Here is a 23,882-nt window from a genome sequence, read left to right as displayed (position 1 = left end):
TGGTTTTTATGCAGGTGCATGGAAGCGCTGAAACGGCTCGCAGCAAGGCGCGGCAGGGTGTCCGGTACCCTGGGAGAATTATGCGGATTTATGCATTCAGCCTGTGCAATTGCTAGACTCCAGCTGCAGCATTTGGCGGGGGGGAGAAGATGAAGGGAGTAGTTTTGGCTTTGTCGCTTGCATGCATTGCAAATATGGCTCTTGCATCGAACTGGACGCCAATCGGAGAAAGTAAGTTTGAGCGAGTGGAAGTCGAAAGAGACTCGATGCGACGAGACGGATCTCATGTGCAAGTGTGGGTCCGCGAGATCTTTGTCTCGCCGCGTAACGGTCCTGCTGGAAAACCCTTCGACACCCTGATGTATCGGCAGTCCATCGACTGCATGCAAGGGACCACCACGGTTTCGACCATGACTTGGAATTTGAATGGAAACCTAGTGGAGAGCCGGAACCAATCGGATAGCTTCGACATCGTTCCAGACAGTGTTCCAGAATTCGTTGAGCATGCAGTCTGTCCAACGAAGTGAGCAGGGTGCCCTATCAGGGCGCGGCCCCATGGTGTCGCTCTGCGTGCACTCCACGTGTACTTTGCGTGGACTTTCAAGGGCCATGGGAGACCATCAACGACAACACCGCACAAATGAAAAACGGGCCCGAAGGCCCGTCAAATCAACAGCTTAGATTGTCTTTCGTAATCTTTGGTACTGCGGTGTATTGGTGGAGCCGGCGGGAATCGAACCCGCGTCCGCAAGCCCTCCACAGAGAGTTCTACATACTTAGTTCTGTCATTTGATTTAACCGCCGCATCGCGGACGAACACGCTCTACGACGGCGATTCACTAGGTTTTCGTCTCTAGGCCCGTGACTCACCTAAAGCTTATCTGACGTAAATGACCTCGCTGGTCTTGCGACCCTAGCCCGTCAGCGAGCCAGTGCGAGGACGGCGGCCCTTAGGCTGCCAGTGCGTAACGTTCGTCGTTAGCAGTTATTGCATTCCCATTGATTAACGAGGTGACGGGTCCTCGGTATGCCCTCACTGCTTCGCAACCCACGTCGAAACCAGGTCGGCCCCAGTAAAGAAGAGAAGATTATCCCATAGATGGGCTACTTCAGCGAGAAATCAACCCGTGTCGTCTTGCCCTTGTCCTTGATGCCTTCGGCCGTGAGCTTGGGCGCCACCACGAAGAGACGGCCCGGGTCCACACGTTCGGCCAGCGCCACATGCACGGCGTTGGCACGGCGCTGGGCCAGCTCGCGCAGGTCCGCATCGGTCACTTGCACGTTGGTCTCCATCAGCTTGCGCATCTCATCCGGCGGGAGCGATTTCGCCAGGCCGATTACGTTGCGCGGCTTGGGGAACTTGGCGGCCTTGTAAGCGCGTTCAAGGTACTTATTCTCCTCTTCGGGCTTGACGGTGGTGTCGGCCTCGGCGGCGTCACCTGCGTCCTTGAGCTTCTGTTCGCGGATCTGGCGGTTCACGGCTTCGCGGCGCAGGCCGTCGCGGTCGAATTCCGGGTCGACGCGGCCGACGATGTCGAGCTTGAGCGACGGACGATCCTTCAGCGCGGTGGCCAGCTTGTCGAGCTTGGCGACCGATGCCTGGCTGATGTTTGACGTGCCGGGGTCGAACTCGATGTAGCCGAGTTCTTCGCCACCGCCGCCGAATGCGCTGGCTAGCAGCGAGAACGGCGCCGTCACTGCACGCGCGATCAGGTTGACGAACGCACGCAGGATCACCCCGCCGATGCTGAATTGCGGATCATCGAGCGAGCCCGACACCGGCACGCGCACGTCGATCTCGCCGCGCGAGTTTTTGAGCAGCGCCACCGCCAGGCGCACCGGCAGGTTGGTCGCGTCCTTGCTCTCTACACGGTCACCGAAGGTGAGCTGGTCAATGAAGATGTGGTTGTCGGCCGTCAGCTTGCCGCCGTCCAGCAGGTAGTGCAGGTCCATCGTCAGCTTGCCCTTGGTGATCGGGTAGCCGGCGTATTTGGCGGAGTAGGGCGTGAGGTTGGTCAGCTCCACGCCGTCGGCCTTGGCGGTCAGGTCTACAAAGGCCGTGGGCGCGAGCGGGTTGACCTTGCCGTGGATGTCGACCGGCGCCGTGCCGTCGACGCTGCCGCGTAGCGTGACGTCCGCGGGCGGCTGGTTGGCAGCGGTGCTGATCGTGCCGACGTTGCCCCCGATGGCCGTCAGGTTGGCGGTGTAGTTCGGTTTGACGAAGTTGTCGGTGAAGCGGATGTTGCCGTCCTGCAGCGTGATGGCGTCGATGCGCAGATCGGCGCCGCCGGCCTTGGGCGCCGGTGGGTTGGAGACAACGGCCGAGGCCGGCGTGCCTGCCGGCGCGGAAGCGGCCACGGGCGCGGCAGGTGTAGAAGCCGATGCTGGTTCAGCCTGCGTCAGCGAACGGCGTTCCTCTTCCGGTTTCACGCGGATGTCCTGCAGGTTCAGGCGACCGTTCGGATTGATGATGACCCGTGCGTAGAACGTCGAGAGCGCCACTGCGCCCACGCGCACGTGCGGCGTGTTGCCGTCGTAGTTGGCTTGGATGCGGTTGAGCGCGAGTGAGCGCCAGCGCAGGAAGTCGTCTGAGCTCACGCGGTCCTGCAAGCGAACGTTGCCCAGCGTGGCGTTGCCCTGGTAGTTGACCGTCAGCGCCTTGCCCTGATTGAGCACGAGGCGTCCGTCCATCGTCAGCAGCGCGCTGGTGATCGACGCATTCAGCGACTTGTCGAGATACGGATCGAAGCCCGCCAGCGACAGGTTCTGCGAGTTCACCCGCAGGTCGGCCTTGAGCGGTTGCGGCACGACATCGCCGCGCACGTCGAGCTTGCCCTTGCTGCCAAGCCCCGCGCTGATCTGCACGTTGACCGGCTTGCCGAGGTCGCTCGAGGCGTTCTGGACGACCACGTTCAACGGTTCGACACGCACCTTCACCGGATGCGCGTTGGTCTGGTCTTCAAAGCCGACGGCGCTGTTGTCCAGTTTCAGCGTCTGCACGGTCACGGCCCATGGCTTTTCTGCCGGCGCGTTGGCTTTGGCCGGCGGTGCGACGGGTTTGGTCGCAGCCGGTTGGGGGCCGTCGAGCAACGTTAGCGTGGTGGTGCCGTCTTTCTTGCGCAGCGCGTCGACCTGGAGCCCGTCAGCGCGTACTTCGTTCAGGGCGATGGTGCGAGTGGCCAGGTCGAAGCTCTTCACGTCAGCGCGCAGTACCTTGGCGCGCAGCGCGGTGTCTTTGCCGGATGCCGGTGCCATCGATACGTCGGCGAGGGCTGCCGTCAGCGGCTCTGCGCGGACGTTGAATTTGTCCGGGCCGAAGTCGAGCGCGACCTTGCCGTCCGCCGACAGCGCCCCGTTCTGCAATTGCGGCGCGCCGGCCTGTCGCAGATACGGGCCGATACCAGCCAACTTCACGCCGTCGAGTTTCAACTCCAGTTCGCCGTTGTTCTTCTCCAGCGACGTGTTGCCTTTGACATTCAGCGTGCCACCCTGGGCGAGCTTGGCGCCCACATCAAATGTGCTGGGTGCGCCAATCGTGCGCACGGCCACATCGCCGTGGAGGTCTTCCAGCGTCAGATCGGCGGCCGGTTGCGTGGTGGCATCGCGCCAGTGGATGCTGCTGTTGGCGAGTTGGAGCTTGCTGACCGCTACGTCCAGCGGCTTCGGTTTTGCAGCGGGTGCCGGCTCCGGTTTGGCGGGTTTCGCTTCAGCTGGTGCAGGTTTGCCACCCAACTGTGCAAAGTTGATGGCGCCATCCGCACCACGCGCGGCATCGACGCGCACACCGTCGAGCGTCAGCGCATCGAGGTGGAAGACGTTGTCGAGCGGGCGCACGTCGACGAGCGTCGCGCGCACTTGCTTGGCGGCGACCAGCGGTGCCTTCTTGGCGTCGGTCACTTCCAGGTTGTCCAGGCCAGCGGTGCCATGCACGCGCAGCACTGGGGCGCCGGTCTTGGGTTTCTGGAAGTCGATCGTCAGGTCGGTTGTCAGCTTGCCTTGCGGCACGGTCACCGGCAGCGGGCCGGGCACGTAGCCGAGGTAACGGGGCAACTCTAGGCCGTCGATCTTGATGTTCAGGTTCGATTCCAGCGAATCGGCAAACGGCTTCGTCTTGCCGGCAAAGTGCAGCGGTGCGCCGTCAATGGTCGCTGCCAGCAGCGGCTGCACAAAGATGTCCACATCCGCCGGCAGGCTCGCGAGGAAGGGCACGCCAATCTGCAGCCCCTCCACCTTGTGCTGCGCGCCGAGCGGCTGGTCGACAAAGTCGATGGCACCGTTGGTCAGTTGCAGGTTGGCGAACACAAAGCGCGCCGGCTCGGTGGACTTCGGCTTGGGCGGGTTCTCCGGCTGGCTCAGCTTGTCGACGATGTCGGAGAAGTTGAAGCGCTGTTCGGCGGTGCGCACGAGGTGCACGCGGGGCGCGTCGATGCTTAATTCTTCGATGACGGGTGCGCGGCGGAAGATCGAGCTCCACGATGCATTGACGTGCAGATGGCCCACATCGACGAACGGCGTTTTGCCGTCGCGCTCGGCAATGTGGAGCTGATCCGCATCCACCCGCAGCGTGTATGGGTTGATGCTGATCTTGCCGACAGACACCGGCCGATCCAGCAGTTTGCTGAGCTGGGTTTCCGCCAGATGATGCAGCAACGGCGGCCCACCGAACGCGCCCAGCAGCCCAAACACCACTAGAAAGATCAGTACGCCCAGCCCGATGCGTTTGGTGCGCCGTGAGGTGCCGACCTGTGTTGCCGCTCCACGCACGCGTTCAAGTCGTGTACGCCAGCCGCTGGTGTTCGATGGCAGATCAGGACGCGAATCGGAGGAGGTGCTCATGCTGGTGTCAGTCCGGCCACGGCGTGGCGTGCTTCGTCAGTCGGTCGACCGCCGTGTCCTGGGGAGGAGGCGGCGGTCATGAAAGGTGCCGGGCATAGGCCCGGGAGTCCCGCTTAGGTGCGCTGCGATTCGAGCAGCAGCGGAATCAGCTCGGTGGCACTCGCGATCAGTGCATCGGCCTGCCACTCAACGGGCGACGGTCCATTACCACAATAGCCGTAACTGGCCGCAATGGTAGGCATGCCAGCGGCGCGGCCGGCTTCGATATCGCGCAGGTCGTCGCCCACGTAGACGATTTGCCGTGCGTCGATCCCAATCGATTCGGCCGCATGCAGCAGCGGAGCGGGGTGGGGTTTGGCATGCGGCGTAGTGTCGCCCGCGACCACGCAGGCTGGCGGTACCGGGAACGTCAGTTGTGCCACGAGGGGAACGGTCAGCCGCCCCGATTTATTGGTGACGATGCCCCACGGGATACCGGCCCGGCCGAGTTCGGCGAGCACGTCATGCATGCCCGGAAACAGCCGCGTGTGCACGCAGATGTCGGCTTCATAGTTGGCCAGAAAGGCCAGCCGCAACGATTCGAATTCCGCATCCCCCGGCCCCACGCCGAAGGCAACGCCAATCAGCCCACGCGCACCGTGTGAGGCGACCGGGCGAAAGGCCTCGTAGGCCAGCGGTTCGAGGCCACGGTCGGTACGGACCTTGTTGGCTGCCGCGGCCAGGTCCGGCGCGGTGTCGGCCAGCGTGCCATCCAGATCGAACAGCACCGCGCCCAGCGGATTCGGAAACTTGCCGGCCGTCATGTGTTATCGGGGCGGCGCGTGGCCATCAGGTAGTTGACGCTGGTGTCGTTCGTGAGCGCGTAGCGGCCGGTGATCGGGTTGTATTCGAGACCGCGCATCTGTTGCGGCTCCAACCTCGCCGTGCGGATAAAGCCGGCGAGCTCTGACGGGCGGATGAACTTGGCGTAGTCATGCGTACCGCGCGGCAGCATGTTCAGCACGTATTCCGCACCAATCACCGCCAGTAGATACGCCTTCGCGTTGCGGTGGATGGTCGAAAAAAACACATAACCGCCCGGCTTCACCAACGTCGCGCAAGCGCGCACAACCGATGCCGGATCCGGCACATGTTCGAGCATCTCCATGCAAGTCACCACGTCAAAGCTGGCCGGCTCGCGGGCCGCCAGCGCTTCTGCAGCGATCTCTTCGTATTCGACCGCCACGCCGGCTTCCAGGCTGTGGAGATCGGCCACCCGCAATGCTTTGCGTGACAGATCGATGCCTTTGACGCTGGCCCCGGCACGCGCCATGCTCTCCGAGAGGATGCCCCCGCCGCAGCCGATGTCGACGACGCGCTTGCCCGCCACCGGCGCGATCGACTGGATCCAGTCAAGCCGCAGCGGGTTGATTTCGTGGAGGGGTTTGAACTCGCTGTTCGGGTCCCACCAGCGGTGGGCGAGTTCACTGAATTTTTCGAGTTCGCCGGGATCGGCGTTCGCGTGAGTGGTGGTCATGTTGCGCTGCGCCTGGGCGGTTCGGCTAGGTGAGGAAATGTACCAAAAAGCACCGTCCCCACCAAATGACGCACACCAGGAAAAAGGTTTCACATTGAAACAGAGGTGAACAAACGCGCATGCGCTTTCTCCAACTGTCACCCTTCCTTCAAGGAGAGATCATGAAATCCAAACAAATTCTGGCGGGACTCGGGATTGTGGGCCTGACGGTGCTGGCTGGTTGCGCCGCGCCAGGTTATGGCGGCGGATATGGCGGTGGCGGGTATGCTCCGCCGCCGGCCTATGGTGGCCAGCCGCAGCAGCAGCCGGGCGCATTGTACGGTCGGGTGGAGTCGATCCAGCCGATGCAGGTGCCAGCCAATAGCCCGGGCATCCTGGGCACGATCATTGGTGGTGTGGCGGGCGGTATTTTGGGCCATCAAGTGGGCGGCGGTACGGGTAACACAGTCGCGACCATCGGTGGCGCGGCACTCGGTGCCTACGCAGGTAACCAGGTCGAGCAGCGGGCGGGTGCCGGCGGGCAGACGGTGTATCGCATCAGCGTGCGCCTGGATGATGGCCGCGTAGCCACCGTCACGCAAAAGAACCCGAACAACCTCCGCGTTGGTGATCGCGCCATGGTCGCCAACGATCAGGCGACGCCGTCCTACTAATAGAGATAGAGCAGGTAGAAGTCCGAGCGGTGGCGCATGCGCGTCACCGCCTTTTTGCAGCCTCGCATGTCGGCGAGCTAAGCAACGCATCGGCGCCCGACACGCGGGCAAAAAAAAGCCCAGCGAAAGCTGGGCTTTTTCTTTGGCAGGAACCGAATTACTTCTTGGTGCCGACCACTTCCACGTCCACGCGGCGGTTCGGTTGCTGGCAGGCGATTTGTGCCTTGCGAGCGCCCTTGCACGACTTCGGATCCACCTTCAGCTGGCGCTTGCCCTTGCCTTCCGTGTACACGCGGTTGGCTTCGATGCCCTTGCTGACCAGGTAGCCCTTGACGGCTTCAGCACGACGGACCGACAGGCGGTCGTTGTACTTGTCCGAACCGAACGAGTCGGTGTGGCCAACGGCGATCACGACTTCCAGGTTGATGCCTTGCAGCTTCGAGACCAGGTCGTCCAGCTTGGCCTTGCCTTCCGGCTTCAGCACAGCCTTGTCGAAGTCGAACAGCGTGTCAGCAGCGAACGTGACCTTCTCGCTGGTCGGGGCAACCGGCGTCGGAGCCGTCGGCGTAGCAGCCGTCGGAGCAGCTGCCGGAGCCAGTGCGCCATCGCACTGAGCGTTGGCCGTTGCCGGCGTCCAGAAGCCATTGCGCCAGCACAGTTCGTTCGTGCCGTTCTTCCAGACCCACTCGCTCGTGCCGTTACCCCAGTTGTCGTTGACGGCCTTCTTTTCGTAGGGCACCGACTGAGCGTAAGCGGACGCAGCCATGGCTACCGCAGCTGCAGCGAACGCGAGCTTGGCAAATTTTTTCATATTTCTCCTCTCAGGATGAGATCACCGCAGAAGACTGCGAGCAGATGGGACGAAAACAAGTCATACATTCTTCGGAGTGTAGCATCCTCGATGTAGCGAATTCGCCACTTCGAACAATGTCTGCCTCTTCGCTGGGGGATTGTGCCACAAGCACGCACTCCTAAAAAGCAAATATAAGCGATTCGAACGGGGCACCACGGCCTTGTGGTGTGTACGCAACAAGGCAGCAAACGGCTCGCAAACCCTTATGGGGATTGGGTCGGCGGTTTTGGTCTCCTTCGCAGGGAACGTGCCCGGGTTGAGCATGCGCCGCACGTCTGTGTGAGGGGAGGGGGCTTGCGGCATGGTAAAATGTTCTGTTATTCGCGCAACCGCAGCGCCTTGTAGTGCTCACGATCGTGGTCACTGCCGGGCCTCCCACCGTTCGCCCAATGGATCAATTCGCCAAAGAGACACTCCCGGTATCGCTCGAAGAGGAAATGCGCAGTTCGTACCTCGCTTACGCCATGAGCGTGATCGTGGGCCGCGCCCTTCCAGATGTACGGGATGGTCTCAAACCGGTGCATCGTCGTGCGCTCTACTCGATGCACGAGCTGAACAATGATTGGAACCGTCCCTATAAGAAGTCCGCACGTATCGTCGGGGATGTGATCGGTAAGTATCACCCCCACGGCGACACTGCTGTATACGACACTATCGTGCGGATGGCGCAGAACTTCTCGCTGCGCTACATGCTGGTCGACGGGCAAGGTAACTTTGGCTCGGTCGACGGCGACAACGCCGCAGCCATGCGGTACACCGAAATCCGCCTGTCGAAGATCGCCCACGAACTGCTGGCCGACCTCGACAAGGAAACCGTCAATTTCGAGCCGAACTACGATGGCAGCGAAAGCGAGCCCTCGGTCCTCCCGGCGCGCATTCCGAACCTGTTGGTCAACGGTTCGTCCGGCATCGCGGTCGGTATGGCGACCAACATTCCGCCGCATAATCTGAACGAAATTGTCGACGGTTGCCTGCATCTGCTGCGTAATCCGGACGCAACGGTGGATGAGCTGATCGAGTTGATCCCCGCGCCGGACTTCCCGACCGCCGGCATCATCTACGGTATCTCGGGCGTGCGTGAGGGTTACCGCACCGGTCGTGGCCGGGTGGTGATGCGCGCCAAAACGCACTTCGAGGATATCGACCGCGGCCAGCGCCAAGCGATCATCGTCGACGAGCTGCCCTATCAAGTTAACAAGCGCACGCTGCTCGAGCGCATCGCCGAGCTGGTGACGGAGAAGCGCATCGAGGGCATCTCGGACATTCGCGACGAGTCGGACAAGTCCGGCATGCGCGTGGTGATCGAACTCAAGCGCGGTGAAGTGCCGGAGGTTGTGCTCAACAACCTCTATAAGAATACGCAGCTGCAGGATACGTTCGGCATGAACATGGTTGCGCTGGTCGACGGCCAGCCGCGCCTGCTGAACCTGCGTCAGATGCTGGAGTGCTTCCTGCTGCACCGCCGCGAGGTGGTGACACGTCGCACGGTGTTCGATCTGCGCAAGGCGCGCGAGCGTGGTCACATCCTGGAAGGCCTGGCCGTAGCGCTGGCCAACATCGACGAGTTCATCGCCATCATCAAGGCTGCACCGACCCCGCCGGTCGCTAAGGCTGAACTGATGAGCCGTAGCTGGGATTCCGGTCTGGTGCGTGAAATGTTGTCGCGTGCCGAAGGTGAAACCGCGGGCGGGCGTGACGCCTATCGCCCGGAAGGTCTGCTGCCCGCATTTGGCATGCAAGGCGATGGCTTGTACAAGCTGTCGGACACGCAGGCGCAGGAAATTCTGCAGATGCGCCTGCAACGCCTCACCGGGCTGGAGCAGGACAAGATCGTTCAGGAATACCGCGAAGTCATGGCGCAGATCGCCGATCTGCTGGACATCCTGGCGCGCCCGGAGCGCATTACTGCGATCATCGTCGAGGAACTTACCGCCATCCGCGCGGAATTCGGCGATGGGCGTCGCTCGCAGATCGAGCACAATGCCACGGAGTTGGATACAGAAGACCTCATTACGCCGCAAGATCTGGTGGTGACGTTGTCCCACAGCGGCTATATGAAGAGCCAGCCGATTTCCGAGTACCGTGCGCAGAAGCGCGGTGGCCGTGGCAAGCAAGCCGCCGCGACGAAGGAAGATGACTGGATCGACACGCTGTTTGTCGCCAACACGCACGATTACATCCTCTGCTTCTCGAATCGCGGCCGTCTGTACTGGCTGAAGGTGTGGGAAGTGCCGGCTGGCAGCCGCAACTCGCGTGGCCGCCCGATCGTGAATATGTTCCCGCTGTCGCCGGGCGAGAAGATCAACGTGATCCTGCCGGTCAAGCAGTTCGACGAGCAGCATTTCGTGTTCATGACCACCTCCAAGGGTACGGTCAAGAAGACGGCGCTGACCGATTTCTCGAACCCGCGTAAGGCCGGCATCATCGCCGTGGATCTGGACGAGGGCGACTTCCTGATTGGCGCCGCCATTACCGATGGCCAGCACGACGTGATGCTGTTCTCGGATGCAGGCAAGGCCGTGCGCTTTGATGAGAACGATGTGCGTCCGATGGGTCGCCAGGCGCGCGGCGTGCGCGGCATGAACCTGGAAGAGGGTCAGCAGGTGATCGCCATGCTGGTGGCGCCGGCTGAGACGGAAGCCGAAGGCGAGGGCGCGCAGACAAGCATCGGCAGCGTGCTGACCGCCACCGAAAATGGCTACGGCAAGCGTACGCCGATCTCCGAGTACACCCGTCATGGTCGCGGCACCAAGGGCATGATCGCGATCCAGACCTCCGAGCGTAACGGCAAGGTGGTGGCTGCCGCCCTGGTGGCGCCGGAAGACGAAATCATGCTGATCACGACCGGCGGCGTGCTGATCCGCACGCGTGTGGACGAGATCCGCGAAATGGGCCGCGCGACGCAGGGCGTGACGCTCATCTCGGTGGGCGAGGGCAACAAGCTGTCCGGGCTGCAGCGCGTGGTGGAGTCCGATGCAGAAGGGTCTGAGAGTGTCGAGGACGCTGATGCGGCAGAGGCTGCGCCCGACGCGGACGCACAGTCGGATGACAGCAGCGAGACATAATTAGAAACATCTTTTGCTTGCCGCAGAGCGCAGTTCTGTCATGATGCCGGACCTGTGCGCGGCAAGGGATTGGAACTTTTACATCACCCGCCCGGCCCAACGGCAACGCTTATCTTAAGGGAGCAACAATGCACAAGAGTCTCAAACTGAAACATCTGATCGTGGTGGCCGGCTTCGCTCCGCTGTTTGCTTTCGCCCAAGCTGGCGATGCCGACAAGACGGCAGCCATCAAGGACCTGCTGACGACGATGAACGTCGACGCAGCGATCAAGGGTCAGGGTGAAGTGCTGGCTAATGGCGCCAAGCAGGAAGCCCCGCTGGTGCTGGAGCAGGCTCTGGTCGAAAACAAGACCCTGAACGACAAGCAAAAGCAGGCTGCCGTTGAAAAGCTGAAGAAGAACGGCGCTGTGCAACGTATGACTGACGGTGCTGGCAAGGACTTCGATACCGATGCGTTCCGCAAGGATGCTCTGCAAGCCCACTATGACTCGCTGGGTAAGGTCTACACCACGCAACAAATCAAGGATCTGACGGCATTCCTGAAGACGCCGAGCGGCCAAGCCTTCATGCAGAATCAAGGCAAGGCCATGCAAGACGTGTGGGGCAGTGTGATGCAAAAGTATGGTCCGCAAGTCGGCAAGAAGATGCGCGACATGGCTGACAAGGAAGTTTCCGCGGCTTCGAAGTAATTGACTGACATAGGTGGACGATTGGGGCGCAATCCCCGTCGCGCCGCCAGTTGGTAGATAATGGCTGTTTGGGTTTGCGCCCAGACAGCCATTTTCTTTTGTCCTTCGCCCCATGAACCAAGCGGATCGAGCTCTCCAAGCCAGCCACGCGCGCGTGTACAACTTTTCGGCAGGTCCGGCGGTGCTGCCGGCCGAAGTGCTGGAACAGGCGAAAAAGGAGATGCTCTCCTGGCATGGCAGCGGCATGAGCGTGATGGAAATGAGCCATCGCGGCCGCGAGTTCGAAAGCATCTTGGCCGCAGCCTTTGGTGATCTGCGCGAGTTGCTGGCGGTGCCCGAGAACTACGAGATCCTGTTCCTCCAGGGTGGTGCCATCGCCGAGAACGCCATCGTGCCGCTGAACCTGATGCGCCGGCTGTCGGTGGATGCGCCGAAGGCCGACTACGTCGTTACCGGCACGTGGTCGGTGAAGTCGCAGCAGGAAGCGCGCAAGTACGGCGACGTGAATATCGCCGCCACCAGCGAGGCCGAGCGGTTCCACAAGATTCCCGATGTGTCGACGTGGCAGTTGTCGAGCGATGCGGCCTACGTGCACTTGTGCACGAACGAGACGATCGTCGGGGTGGAATATCAAGAGACACCGGATATCGGCCAATCGCACGGGCGCGTGGTGGTGGCCGACGTGTCGAGCCACATCCTCTCGCGACCGATCGACTGGAACGGTTACCAGGTCCTGTATGGCGGCGCGCAAAAGAATATCGGCCCCGCTGGCCTGACCATTGCCATCGTGCGCAAGGATTTGCTGGGCCATGCGCACCCGCTGTGCCCATCGGCGTTCAACTGGCGCCTCGTGGCCGAGAACGGCTCGATGTACAACACGCCGCCCACCTACGCCATCTATATCGCCGGGCTCGTGTTTCAGTGGATCAAGCGCCAGGGCGGCGTTGAGGCGCTGGAGACGCGCAACATCATCAAGTCGAAGATGCTGTATGACTTCATCGACGCCAGCAGCTTCTATCGTAACGAAATCGATCCGACCTGCCGTTCGCGCATGAACGTGCCGTTCTTCCTCAACGACGAATCCCGTAACGAGGCGTTCCTCACGCAGGCGCGCGAACGCGGGTTGGTGCAACTCAAGGGCCACAAGTCCGTGGGCGGCATGCGGGCGAGCATCTATAACGCGATGCCGCTGGAAGGTGTGGAAGCGCTGGTCGACTTCATGCGCGAGTTTGAGCGGGCCTCCGCTTAAGCTGCACGTCAAACCACGGCAGAACATTGCGCGAAGCGCCCGCTTCGCGCGGCAATTTGCAATCCGTTGCCGAACCCGATTCTTACAATGACCAGTCAGTCAGACGATACGAAACAAAACAAGGACGCCGCATTGTCGGCGGAGTTGGCACCGTTGCGCACGCAGATCGATGCCATCGATAGCCAACTGCTGACCTTGCTCTCGGACCGCGCCAAGGTGGCGCAGGAAGTGGGTGAGGTGAAGAAGCGCTATTCGTCGCCGGCGTTCCGGCCGGACCGTGAGCTGCAGGTCATCCGCAAGATGCAATCGAGCAACGCGGGTCCGCTGCACGACGAGAGCATCGCCGCGATCTGGCGTGAGGTGATGTCCGCCTGTCGCGGCCTGGAGCAGGCGCTGCGCATCGGTTATCTCGGCCCGGCGGGCACGTTCTCGGAACAGGCGGTGATCGCGCATTTTGGCCACGAGATTCAGCCGGTGCCGTGCCCGAGTATCGACGAGGTGTTTCGTGCGGCGGAGTCAGGCTCGGTCGATTGCGGCGTGGTGCCGGTCGAGAATTCGACGGAAGGCGTGGTCTCGCGCACGCTGGATCTGTTCTTGCAGACGTCGCTGAAGATCAGCGGCGAGATTGCGCTGCGGGTGCACCACAACCTGCTGCACAAGACGGGCGACATGTCGCAGGTGAAGGTGGTGTGCGCTCACGCGCAGGCCTTGGCGCAGTGCCAGCGCTGGCTGAACACGCACTATCCGCATCTGGCGCGCGAAGCGGTGTCGAGCAACGCCGAGGCCGCGCGCATGGCAGGTGAAGACGAGACGGTTGCGGCGTTGGCTAGCGTGCAGGCAGCCAACCGCTACGGTTTGCATGTGGTGCGCGCCAACGTGGAAGACGATCCGCACAATCGCACGCGTTTCGTCGTCATCGGCAACTACGAAACCGAGCCGAGCGGGCGCGATCACACCTCGCTGATCCTGTCGGTGCCGAATGAGGCCGGTGCGGTCTACAAACTGTTGGCGCCGCTGGCGGACAACGGCGTGTCGATGTGCCGCTTCGAGTCGCGGCCGGCACGCAGCGGCGCGTGGGAGTACTACTTCTACGTCGACGTGGAAGGCCATCAGCGTGACCCGCAGGTGGCGCGGGCGCTGGAAAAGCTGCGTCATGACGCAGCGTATTTCAAAGTGCTGGGGTCGTACCCCTCGGCACACTAGCGGGAACGAGGCAAACCGGCGCTGGTTTGCAGCGCTCCCGAGGGATTCAGAAGCGCGCCTCGCATGGGCGGGGCGCCGATACCAAAGGAGCACCCGATGTCTTTGCAGTTCGGCCCTGAGTATGTCCGCGCCATCGCCCCCTATGTGGCCGGCAAGCCGATTTCCGAAGTGGCACGCGAGTTCGGCCTGGATGCGGCGCGCATCATCAAGCTCGCATCCAACGAAAACCCGCTGGGCATGCCGCAATCGGCCAAGAACGCGATGGCCGCTGCGATTGACGAACTGGCGCGCTACCCCGATGCCAACGGTTTCAGCCTGAAGGCTGCGCTGCATGCCAAGTTTGGCGTGCCCGAAACGTGGATCACGCTCGGCAACGGCAGCAACGACATTCTCGAACTCGCAGCACGCGCGCTTGTGGAACCCGGGCAGGGCGTGATGTACGCGGAGCATTCGTTTGCCGTGTATGCGCTGGCAGCGCAGGAAGTAGGCGCGCGCGCCATTGAAGTGCCGGCCCGCGACTATGGCCACGATCTTGATGCGATGGCTGCCGCTATCACGCCGGACACGCGCCTGATCTACATCGCCAATCCGAACAATCCCACTGGCACGTTCCTGTCGGCCGACGAGATTGCCGGGTTCCTGGCCAAGGTGCCGCCGACCGTGGTCGTGGTGCTGGACGAGGCGTACAACGAATTCCTGAAGCCCGAGCAGCAATACGACTCGACGGCCTGGGTGCGTCAGTATCCGAACCTGCTGGTGTCGCGTACGTTCTCCAAGGCGTACGGGCTGGCCGGTTTACGCGTGGGCTACGGCATTGCGCAGCCGCAATTGACCGATCTGCTCAACCGCATTCGTCAGCCGTTCAACGTCAACAGCTTGGCGCAAGCTGCAGCCGTTGCTGCGCTCAATGACGCGGAATTCCTACGTCAATCGGCGGAACTGAATGCCGCTGGCTATGCGCAATTGACCGAGGCGTTCGATCGTCTGGGCCTGGAGTACGTGCCGTCCTCGGGCAACTTCGTGCTGGTGCGCGTGGGCGACGACAATAGCGCCGGTGCGCGCGTGAACGTTGCGCTGCTTAAGCAGGGCGTCATCGTGCGTCCGGTCGGCAACTATGGTCTGCCGCAGTGGCTGCGCATCAGCATTGGATTGCGCGAAGAGAACGCCACGTTTATTGAGGCGCTGGAAGTGGCGCTGGCGCAGGAAAAAGCCGCCGCGTAACTTCTGTTGCGCCCCCCGCGCGGGCATCGGGCACCGCGCACATCGGGCTACAATGCCGCTTTGCTTTTTTTCTGGCAGGGCGGTGTTGTGGCCTCTTCTTTTTCCAGTTCCCGGTTGGTGATTGTCGGCGTTGGCCTGATCGGCGGTTCGCTGGCACTGGCGTTGCGCCGTGCGGGTGTGGTCGGGCATATCGTTGGCGTCGGGCGTTCGGCCGCGTCGCTGGAAGCAGCGATCCGCCTGGGCGTGATCGACGAGGCGCTGCCGATGGAAGAAGCCGTGCGGGGCGCCGACATGGTCGTGCTCTGCGCGCCGGTGGCGCAGACGCTGCCGCTGCTGCTCGCCATGCAGCCGCACCTGGGCCCGGACACCATCGTCACGGATGCCGGCAGCACCAAGTCCGACGTCATCATGGCTGCCAAAACGGCCCTGGGCGACCAGGTTAGTCAGTTCGTGCCGGCGCATCCGATTGCCGGCCGCGAGTTGAACGGCGTGGAAGCCGCGCTGGCGGATCTCTACGTCGGCAAGAAGACTGTGCTGTGCCCGCTGCAGGAAAACCGCCGCAGCGATGTCGCCCGTGTGCAGGCGATGTGGGAAGCGGCTGGTGCGTATTGCCACATCATGTCGGCCGTGCAGCACGACGCGGTGTTTGCTGCTGTCAGCCATCTGCCGCATGTGCTGTCGTATGCGCTGGTCGCGCAGATCATCAATGCCGAAGACGCCGACCTTAAGCTGGATTTCGCCGGCGGCGGCTTCCGTGATTTCACGCGCATCGCTGCTTCGTCGCCCGAGATGTGGCGCGATATCTGCCTGTCGAACCGCGAGGCATTGCTGCGCGAATTGAACACCTACGAAGCCGTCATCGGTCGCCTGAAAGCGATGATTGCCGAGCGCGACGGCGCGGCGCTGGAACGCGTGTTCCGCCGCGCCAGCGACGCGCGTCTGGCCTGGCCGCAGCGCGTGGCATCAGGAAATGGCGCCGACACGCAACCCGAATAACGTTTGTTTTGAACTCACTGGATTCATGGAACATCTCGACGTCGGTCCGCTGAAGACGGCGCGCGGCACCATCAAGCTGCCGGGCTCGAAGAGCATCTCCAATCGCGTGCTGCTGCTGGCTGCGCTCGCGCAGGGCGAAACCGTTGTGCGCGAACTGCTGGATTCTGACGACACGCGCGTCATGCTGGCTGCACTCGACAAGCTCGGCGTCTCGGTCGAGCGCCTGGGCGAGAATGATTACCGCGTCGTCGGCACGGGCGGCCGTTTCCCGAGCAAGTCCGCGGATTTGTTCATGGGCAACGCCGGTACCGCCATCCGCCCGTTGACTGCGGCGCTCGCCCTGCAAGGCGGTGAGTACACGCTGCACGGCGTGCCGCGCATGCACGAGCGGCCGATTGGCGATCTGGTCGACGGCCTGCGCCAAGTCGGTGCGCGCATTGACTACACCGGCAACGAGGGTTACCCCCCGCTGGCGATCCACGCCGCCTCCGTCAAGATCGACGCGCCGATCCGCGTGCGCGGCGACGTGTCGAGCCAGTTCCTGACCGCGCTGCTGATGGCCTTGCCGCTGGTGGAGTCCGCCGGCACTGTCACGATCGAAGTCGTCGGCGAGTTGATCTCCAAGCCCTACATCGAGATCACGCTGAATCTGATGGCGCGCTTTGGCGTGCAGGTCGAGCGTGACGGCTGGGCATCGTTCACCGTGCCGACGGGCGTGGCGTACAAAGCGCCGGGCGAGATTTTCGTGGAAGGCGATGCCTCGTCTGCTTCGTACTTCCTGGCTGCGGGCGCGCTTGGTGGCGGGCCGGTCCGCGTGGAGGGCGTCGGCATGTCGAGCATTCAGGGCGACGTCCGTTTTGCCGACGCGCTCAACCGCATGGGGGCCAACGTCATGGCCGGCGACAACTGGATCGAAGTCCGTGGCGTCGAGCGCGACGACGGCAAGCTCCACGCAGTCGAGTTGGATTGCAACCACATCCCCGATGCGGCGATGACGCTGGCCGTGGCCGCGTTGTTTGCCGACGGCACCACGACGCTCACCAACATCGCCAGTTGGCGCGTCAAGGAAACCGACCGCCTGAGCGCGATGGCGACCGAACTGCGCAAGCTCGGCGCCGAAGTGGAAGAGGGCGCCGACTACATCCGCGTGACGCCCCCATCGCAATGGACCCCGCCCGCTGGCGGCATCGACACCTACGACGATCACCGCATGGCGATGGCGTTTTCGCTTGCCGCGTTTGGCCCGGTGCCGGTGCGGATCAACGACCCGCGCTGCGTCGCCAAGACGTTCCCCGAATATTTCACGGCGTTCGGCAGTATCGCTGCTTGAAACGCAATTAACCGACAGCATTTCATCATGTCCGACACCGCTGCTTCCACGCCGTACCCGGTCATCACCATCGACGGCCCGACCGCATCCGGCAAGGGCACGGTCGCGCACCAGGTTGCCGATTTGCTCGGCTTCCACCTGTTGGACAGCGGATCGTTGTACCGCTTGGTGGCGCTCGTCAGCATGCGCGAGAACGTCGATGATCACGACGTCGCCAGTCTCGTCCGCATCGCCAGCGAACTGGATGTGCGCTTCAAGGCAGATCACATCTGGCTCAAGGGCGAAGATGTGAGCTTGGCGTTACGTCATGAGTCGGTGGGTAACCAGGCTTCCGCGATTGCGGTGCACGGCGCGGTGCGCGAGGCGTTGCATGCACGTCAGCGCGCGTTCTTGGAAGCACCCGGCCTCGTGGCTGACGGCCGCGACATGGGCACGGTGGTTTTCCCCGAAGCGGTGCTCAAGGTGTTCCTCACGGCAAGCGTGCAGGCACGCGCCGAGCGGCGCTATAAACAATTGATTGCAAAGGGTTTTTCTGCTACAGTGGAAAGTCTTTCGCAGGACTTGGAAGCGCGTGATTTGCGGGATCGCACCCGCAGTGTCGCGCCGCTGCGTCCGGCGCAAGATGCGCGGCAACTGGATTCGTCCGACATGTCGGTCGATGAAGTGGTTGCGCAGGTACTGGACTGGTACCGGCAGGTGCAGGGCGCCAACAAGGCGAGCTGACCCGGCTGAATTGGTCCGATCGGTGCCGGTGGCATGTTGCTGCTGGCGGTTGTTCAACTCGTAACCCCGCATGCGCGTGTCTTCGCCAATTCGTCATTGAGCGAACGCTCTGCGAGGCATGTTCTGCGGATGCCTATTTTTTATGTCCCAAATTAACGAATCTTTTGCCGCCCTGTTCGAAGAGTCGATCGCCAAGTCCAATATGAAGGCTGGCGAAGTGATCTCTGCGGAAGTTGTGCGTATTGACCACAACTTCGTCGTTGTGAACGCGGGCCTGAAGTCTGAAGCATTTGTTCCGGTCGAAGAATTCCTGAACGACCAGGGCGAGCTGGAAGTGCAAGTCGGCGACTACGTTTCGGTCGCAATCGACGCACTGGAAAACGGCTACGGCGACACCATCCTGTCGCGCGACAAGGCCAAGCGCCTGGCTTCGTGGCTGAACCTTGAGAAGGCACTGGAATCCGGCGAGATCATCTCCGGTACCGTGACCGGCAAGGTGAAGGGCGGCCTGACCGTCATGGTCAACGGTATTCGTGCATTCCTCCCGGGTTCGCTCGTCGACGTGCGTCCGATCAAGGACACCACGCCGTACGAAGGCAAGACCCTCGAATTCAAGGTCATCAAGCTGGACCGCAAGCGCAACAACGTTGTGCTGTCGCGCCGTGCCGTGGTTGAAGCCACGCTGGGCGAAGAGCGTCAGAAGCTGATGGAAACGCTCAAGGAAGGCGCGATCGTCAACGGTATCGTCAAGAACATCACCGACTACGGCGCGTTCGTGGATCTGGGTGGCATCGACGGTCTGCTGCACATCACCGACCTGGCATGGCGTCGTGTGCGTCACCCGAGCGAAGTGCTGTCGGTTGGCCAGGAAATCACCGCCAAGATCCTCAAGTTCGACCAAGAGAAGAACCGCGTCTCGCTGGGCGTGAAGCAGCTGGGCGAAGATCCGTGGGTCGGCATCTCGCGTCGTTACCCGCAAGGCACCCGCCTGTTCGGCAAGGTGACCAACCTGACCGACTACGGCGCGTTCGTTGAGATCGAAGCCGGCATCGAAGGTCTGGTGCACGTGTCGGAAATGGACTGGACCAACAAGAACGTGGCTCCGTCGAAGGTTGTCCAGCTGGGCGACGAAGTGGAAGTCATGGTTCTGGATATCGACGAAGACAAGCGTCGTATCAGCCTGGGCATGAAGCAGTGCAAGGCCAACCCGTGGGACGATTTCGGCCGTAACCACAAGAAGGGCGACAAGCTGTCGGGTCAGATCAAGTCGATCACCGACTTCGGCGTGTTCATCGGTCTGCCGGGCGGCATCGACGGCCTGGTGCATCTGTCGGACCTGTCGTGGCAAGAAACCGGCGAAGAAGCCGTTCGCAAGTACAAGAAGGGCGACGAGGTGGAAGCCGTTGTGCTGGCCATCGACATCGACAAGGAACGCATCTCGCTGGGTATCAAGCAACTGTCGGGCGACCCGTTCAACAACTTCGTGTCGACCAACGACAAGGGTTCGATCGTGAATGTCACGATCAAGACCGTTGATCCGAAGGGCGCCGTGGTGCAACTGGCTGACGACGTGGAAGGCTACCTGCGTGCCTCGGAAATCTCGAGCGACCGCGTGGAAGATGCCCGCAACGTGCTGAAGGAAGGCGAACAGATGACCGCGATGATCGTCAACATCGATCGCAAGTCGCGCAACATCAACGTCTCCATCAAGGCGAAGGACAGCGCTGACCAACAAGAAGCGATGCAGAAGTTCTCGGCGGATACCGGCACGGCTGGTACCACGAACCTCGGCGCGCTGCTGAAGGCCAAGCTGAACGAAACCAACCAGTAAGCATCCACCGGGTCGACCCTACAGAACGACGAGGACGCGCGCACGATGCCCATGACCAAGTCCGAACTCGTGGAAAAGCTGGCCGCCCGCTTTCCGCAGCTGTTGCTGCGGGATGCGGACATCGCGGTCAAGACGATCCTGGATGCGATGTCCGACGCCCTGGCGGACGGCCATCGCATCGAGATCCGCGGATTCGGCAGCTTCGGTTTGAATCGTCGTCCGCCCCGTGTCGGTCGCAACCCCAAGTCTGGCGAGAAGGTGCTGGTCCCCGAAAAGCGGGTGCCGCATTTCAAGGCAGGCAAGGAGTTGCGCGAACGGGTTGACCGCAGTCTGGAGCGACAAGGTGAACTCTCTTCGGAGGGCGAGCCAGCGGTGTCGCTGACGGCAGTGAAGGCTGCTCGACAGGCTGACAGCAATCGCCAAGCCGCTGCATTTTCGGCGGACACGGCAGTGCCGCTGGTCATGTCGCGGTGAGCCTTGGTTGCAAAGAGGTTTCAGAAACGCCCCGGTTTGCCGGGGCGTTTTTTTATTGGCGCAGCCCGCGTGCGTACGCGCTCGTGCGTGGCTGGCTGACAGATGAATCCGCTACAATGCGGCACAACCCGGCATTCGCACGCTCAGTCGCTGCACCGCCGTCCGCTTCCGAATCCGCATGAAATTTCTCGTCTGGGTCATCCGCATCCTGTTGTTTGTGCTGCTCTTTGTGCTGGCACTGCATAACACGGCGGAAGTCTCGCTGGTGCTGCCGTTTGGCGTGACTTGGCGCGCGCCGTTGATCTTGATTGCGCTGGTCTTTTTCGCTGCTGGCATCCTGCTGGCCATGTTGGCGATGGCGCCGCGTGTGATGCGGCATCGCTTTACCGCAAGCCGCCTGCGTCGCCAGATCGGCCGTATGAAAAAGGCTGAAGAGACGGTGACACCGGCTGAAGTGTCTGGCCCCGTCGTTGCCGATTCCCCGTATCACGTTCCCGGCCCCAAGGTCTGACGCATGGATTTTGATCTCTGGTGGCTGTTGGCCATCCCCCTGGTGTTTGGCTTGGGCTGGGTGGCTGCCCGCCTTGATGCTCGCCAGTTGCGCACCGAGCAGTCCTCGCTGCCGCGCTCGTATTTCAAGGGGCTGAACTTCCTGCTCAACGAGCAGCCCGATAAGGCGATCGACGCCTTCATCGAAGTCGCACGCCTGGATCCGGAAACCACTGAACTGCACTTTGCACTGGGCAGCCTGTTTCGCCGCCGTGGCGAGACCGAGCGAGCAATCCGGGTGCACCAGAACCTCGTCAACCGCCCCGACTTGCCGGCCAACGAGCGTGATCACGCGCTGTACGAGCTGGGGCAAGACTTTCTGCGTGCAGGCTTGCTGGACCGTGCGGAAGAGTCCCTGCGCATGCTGATGGAAGGCGCGTTTGCAGAGCCGGCCAAGCGCGTGCTGCTGGAGCTGTACGAAATCGAGAAGGAGTGGGGCAAGGCCATCGACGCGGCCCGCGAGCTGCAGGCACTGCAAGGCAAGGATTATTCCGTGCAGGTCGCGCAGTTCTGCTGTGAGTTGGCCCAGGAAAAGCTGCAACGCAAGGATGTGGCGACTGCGGTGGAATGGCTTGAACGTGCGCTGCATGAGAACCCCAAAAACGTGCGCGCCACCATCCAACTCGGCGATGTGGCGCAGGGTCAGGGCGATGTTGAAGGCGCCATCAAGCGCTGGCGCAGCATCGAGCAGCAGAATCCGTCATTCCTGCCGCTGGTGGCTGAGCGGCTGATGAAGGCGTATGTGCAACTTGGCCGAGCGGCTGAGGGGCTCGCATGGCTGCGCTCCAAGATGGATGCGCGCCTGGGCCCTGAATTGCTCGATACGGTCTACAAATACGAGTTGGATGTGCACGGCATTGATGATGCCGTGGCATTGATGCGTGAGCAGATCCGCCGCCAGCCCTCGTTGATGGCGTTGACGCGGCTGGTGGAGGCCGAGGCATCGCGCGCATCGGAGGCGGTGGGTCATGAAGCGCCGGCGACCGCAGATGTGGCCGAGAGTGCGCTGGCCGATCCGGTGGAAGCGGGCAGCAACGCCGACATCCAGCGCGCGCAGGATCTCGGCGCCATCCGCGATCTGCTGCAAAGCCGCACCCGCAATCTGGCGCGCTATACGTGCCAGGAGTGCGGCTTCCGCGCGCGCCTGTTCTATTGGCAGTGCCCCGGCTGCAACCGCTGGGAAACCTACGCGCCGCGCCGCACCGAGACACTCGGCGGCAGCGGTGGGGCCAGCATGTAATTCAGTCCGGTGCGGCTTGCTTTCGTGCTCCGCGCCGGCGCTTTTTCAATCATTGAAGTGTTCGTATGAAAATCACCATCATCGGTAGTGGCTATGTCGGTCTGGTTACCGGCGCCTGTCTGGCGGAACTGGGCAACGACGTGTTCTGCCTCGACGTCGACCAGAAGAAGATCGACCTGCTCAACGCCGGCGGCGTGCCCATCTACGAGCCTGGCCTGAAGGAACTGATCGAGCGCAACCGCACCGCGGGGCGCATCCAATTCTCGACCGATGTGGCGGCCAGCGTGGCACACGGCGACGTGCAGTTCATCGCCGTCGGCACGCCGCCCGATGAAGACGGCTCGGCGGACCTCAAGTACGTGCTGGCCGCGGCACGCAACATCGCCCAGCACATGACGAGCTTCAAGGTGATCGTCGACAAGTCGACGGTGCCGGTTGGGACGGGTGACAAGGTGCGCGATGCCGTGAGTGAAGTGCTGGCAACGCGCGGCAAGTCCGACGTCGGTTTCTCGGTGGTGTCGAACCCCGAGTTCCTGAAGGAAGGCGCGGCGGTGGACGACTTCATGCGCCCGGACCGCATCGTGCTCGGCACGTATGGTGACGCCGACGGCCTGAAGGCCAAGGCGATGATGCGCACGCTCTATGCACCGTTCAATCGCAACCACGAACGCACCTTCTACATGGACGTGCGCTCGGCCGAGTTCACCAAGTACGCCGCCAACTCGATGCTGGCCACGCGTATTTCGTTCATGAACGAGATGGCCAACCTCGCCGACAAAGTGGGCGCCGATATCGAACTCGTGCGCCTAGGTATCGGCTCCGACCCGCGCATCGGCTACAGCTTCCTCTACGCCGGTACCGGCTACGGCGGCTCGTGTTTCCCGAAGGACGTGCAGGCGCTGGTGCGCACCGCGCAGGAATACGGTCAGACACTGCACGTGCTGGAGGCAGTCGAGGCCGTCAACGACAAGCAGAAGGAAGTGCTGGTCGCCAAGATCGAAGACCGCATGGGCGCGGACCTGACCGGCCGCACGTTCGCGATCTGGGGTCTGGCCTTCAAGCCGAACACTGACGACATGCGCGAGGCGCCGAGCCGCATCCTCATCGCGGCACTGCTCTCGCGCGGCGCACGCGTGCAGGTGTATGACCCGGTTGCGATGGAAGAGGCGCGTCACGCATTGGCGCTCGATCTTTCTGCCGAACAGTTGGAACGTGTGACGTTCTGTGCAGGTCAGATGGACGCGCTCAAGAACGCCGACGCGCTGGTCATCGTGACCGAGTGGAAGGCGTTCCGCAGCCCGGACTTCAATGCCGTGAAAGCGCTGCTGAAGACGCCGATGGTGTTCGACGGCCGCAATCTGTTCGAGCCGCAAGCCATGCGCGATGCGGGCTTTGAATACCAGGCCATCGGGCGCTCCACTCAATCGTAATCGCTGTGACCTCGGCTGCTGCCG

19 protein-coding genes and 1 other RNA gene are annotated in these 23,882 nt (G+C 62.3%); 15 read left to right on the top strand and 5 right to left on the bottom strand.

Features of this window, described 5'->3' with window-relative positions; translation table 11 throughout:
- Positions 1-149 precede the first annotated feature (149 nt).
- A complete protein-coding gene (locus tag ACN9M1_RS10765) occupies positions 150-527 on the top strand; it encodes a surface-adhesin E family protein (RefSeq protein WP_426394243.1) in 378 nt (125 codons plus the stop codon).
- Positions 528-715: 188 nt separating this feature from the next.
- Here ACN9M1_RS10765 and ssrA read toward each other — a convergent pair.
- The 4 genes from ssrA to ubiG form a co-directional block, all read right to left on the bottom strand.
- Positions 716-1,072: a transfer-messenger RNA gene (gene ssrA, locus ACN9M1_RS10760) on the bottom strand.
- 32 nt (positions 1,073-1,104) lie between these two features.
- Positions 1,105-4,836, bottom strand: a complete 3,732-nt coding sequence (locus ACN9M1_RS10755) for a DUF748 domain-containing protein (protein ID WP_426394241.1) — start codon at positions 4,834-4,836, stop codon at positions 1,105-1,107.
- Positions 4,837-4,949: 113 nt separating this feature from the next.
- Complete coding sequence (locus ACN9M1_RS10750; RefSeq protein WP_426394240.1) at positions 4,950-5,639, bottom strand: HAD-IA family hydrolase; 690 nt, start codon at positions 5,637-5,639, stop codon at positions 4,950-4,952.
- On the bottom strand, positions 5,636-6,352 hold the full coding sequence (gene ubiG, locus ACN9M1_RS10745; protein WP_426394238.1) for a bifunctional 2-polyprenyl-6-hydroxyphenol methylase/3-demethylubiquinol 3-O-methyltransferase UbiG: 717 nt from the start codon (positions 6,350-6,352) through the stop codon (positions 5,636-5,638). Before ubiG ends, ACN9M1_RS10750 begins: the two co-directional genes overlap by 4 nt.
- A 161-nt stretch (positions 6,353-6,513) precedes the next feature.
- On the opposite strand from ubiG, the gene ACN9M1_RS10740 reads away from it, so the two are divergent.
- The gene (locus ACN9M1_RS10740; RefSeq protein ID WP_426394236.1) at positions 6,514-7,005 is read left to right on the top strand and encodes a glycine zipper 2TM domain-containing protein; all 492 of its coding nucleotides are present in this window, start codon (positions 6,514-6,516) and stop codon (positions 7,003-7,005) included.
- Positions 7,006-7,162: 157 nt separating this feature from the next.
- Here the strand turns inward: ACN9M1_RS10740 and ompA are convergent, their stop codons facing one another.
- The gene (gene ompA, locus ACN9M1_RS10735) at positions 7,163-7,816 is read right to left on the bottom strand and encodes an outer membrane protein OmpA (protein WP_426394234.1); all 654 of its coding nucleotides are present in this window, start codon (positions 7,814-7,816) and stop codon (positions 7,163-7,165) included.
- Between the two features lie 431 nt (positions 7,817-8,247).
- Here ompA and gyrA point away from each other — a divergent pair, with 431 nt between their 5' ends.
- The 13 genes from gyrA (at position 8,248) to ACN9M1_RS10670 (ending at position 23,858) form a co-directional block, all read left to right on the top strand.
- The gene (gene gyrA / locus ACN9M1_RS10730) at positions 8,248-10,923 is read left to right on the top strand and encodes a DNA gyrase subunit A (RefSeq protein WP_426394232.1); all 2,676 of its coding nucleotides are present in this window, start codon (positions 8,248-8,250) and stop codon (positions 10,921-10,923) included.
- A 128-nt stretch (positions 10,924-11,051) separates the two neighbouring features.
- Positions 11,052-11,612 carry a DUF2059 domain-containing protein gene (locus tag ACN9M1_RS10725; RefSeq protein ID WP_426394230.1) on the top strand — a complete coding sequence of 187 codons (561 nt, stop codon included), beginning with the start codon at positions 11,052-11,054 and terminating at the stop codon, positions 11,610-11,612.
- A 112-nt stretch (positions 11,613-11,724) separates the two neighbouring features.
- The gene (serC, locus tag ACN9M1_RS10720; RefSeq protein ID WP_426394228.1) at positions 11,725-12,861 is read left to right on the top strand and encodes a 3-phosphoserine/phosphohydroxythreonine transaminase; all 1,137 of its coding nucleotides are present in this window, start codon (positions 11,725-11,727) and stop codon (positions 12,859-12,861) included.
- Between the two features lie 87 nt (positions 12,862-12,948).
- Positions 12,949-14,064, top strand: coding sequence for a prephenate dehydratase (gene pheA / locus ACN9M1_RS10715; RefSeq protein ID WP_426394226.1), 1,116 nt, complete (start codon positions 12,949-12,951; stop codon positions 14,062-14,064).
- Between the two features lie 96 nt (positions 14,065-14,160).
- Entirely contained in the window at positions 14,161-15,285 is a 1,125-nt protein-coding gene (gene hisC / locus ACN9M1_RS10710; RefSeq protein ID WP_426394224.1) for a histidinol-phosphate transaminase, read from the top strand.
- An 87-nt stretch (positions 15,286-15,372) separates the two neighbouring features.
- Positions 15,373-16,281 carry a prephenate dehydrogenase gene (locus tag ACN9M1_RS10705; protein ID WP_426394223.1) on the top strand — a complete coding sequence of 303 codons (909 nt, stop codon included), beginning with the start codon at positions 15,373-15,375 and terminating at the stop codon, positions 16,279-16,281.
- Between the two features lie 25 nt (positions 16,282-16,306).
- Complete coding sequence (aroA, locus tag ACN9M1_RS10700) at positions 16,307-17,611, top strand: 3-phosphoshikimate 1-carboxyvinyltransferase (RefSeq protein ID WP_426394221.1); 1,305 nt, start codon at positions 16,307-16,309, stop codon at positions 17,609-17,611.
- A gap of 27 nt (positions 17,612-17,638) precedes the next feature.
- A complete protein-coding gene (gene cmk, locus ACN9M1_RS10695) occupies positions 17,639-18,334 on the top strand; it encodes a (d)CMP kinase (protein WP_426394219.1) in 696 nt (231 codons plus the stop codon).
- Between the two features lie 142 nt (positions 18,335-18,476).
- Positions 18,477-20,165 carry a 30S ribosomal protein S1 gene (gene rpsA / locus ACN9M1_RS10690; protein ID WP_426394218.1) on the top strand — a complete coding sequence of 563 codons (1,689 nt, stop codon included), beginning with the start codon at positions 18,477-18,479 and terminating at the stop codon, positions 20,163-20,165.
- 45 nt (positions 20,166-20,210) lie between these two features.
- Complete coding sequence (locus tag ACN9M1_RS10685) at positions 20,211-20,639, top strand: integration host factor subunit beta (protein ID WP_426394216.1); 429 nt, start codon at positions 20,211-20,213, stop codon at positions 20,637-20,639.
- 178 nt (positions 20,640-20,817) lie between these two features.
- A complete protein-coding gene (locus ACN9M1_RS10680) occupies positions 20,818-21,150 on the top strand; it encodes a LapA family protein (RefSeq protein ID WP_426394214.1) in 333 nt (110 codons plus the stop codon).
- A gap of 3 nt (positions 21,151-21,153) precedes the next feature.
- On the top strand, positions 21,154-22,428 hold the full coding sequence (gene lapB, locus ACN9M1_RS10675; protein ID WP_426394212.1) for a lipopolysaccharide assembly protein LapB: 1,275 nt from the start codon (positions 21,154-21,156) through the stop codon (positions 22,426-22,428).
- 65 nt (positions 22,429-22,493) lie between these two features.
- Positions 22,494-23,858 (top strand): UDP-glucose dehydrogenase family protein, encoded by a 1,365-nt coding sequence (locus tag ACN9M1_RS10670; RefSeq protein WP_426394210.1) that lies wholly within the window; start codon positions 22,494-22,496, stop codon positions 23,856-23,858.
- Positions 23,859-23,882: the final 24 nt, after the last annotated feature.

The organism is Ralstonia sp. R-29 (assembly GCF_049913345.1).
Classification (GTDB): Bacteria; Pseudomonadota; Gammaproteobacteria; order Burkholderiales; family Burkholderiaceae; genus Ralstonia.
Note: the sequence above shows the minus strand (reverse complement) of the source record. Positions and strands in the feature narration are given on the sequence as shown.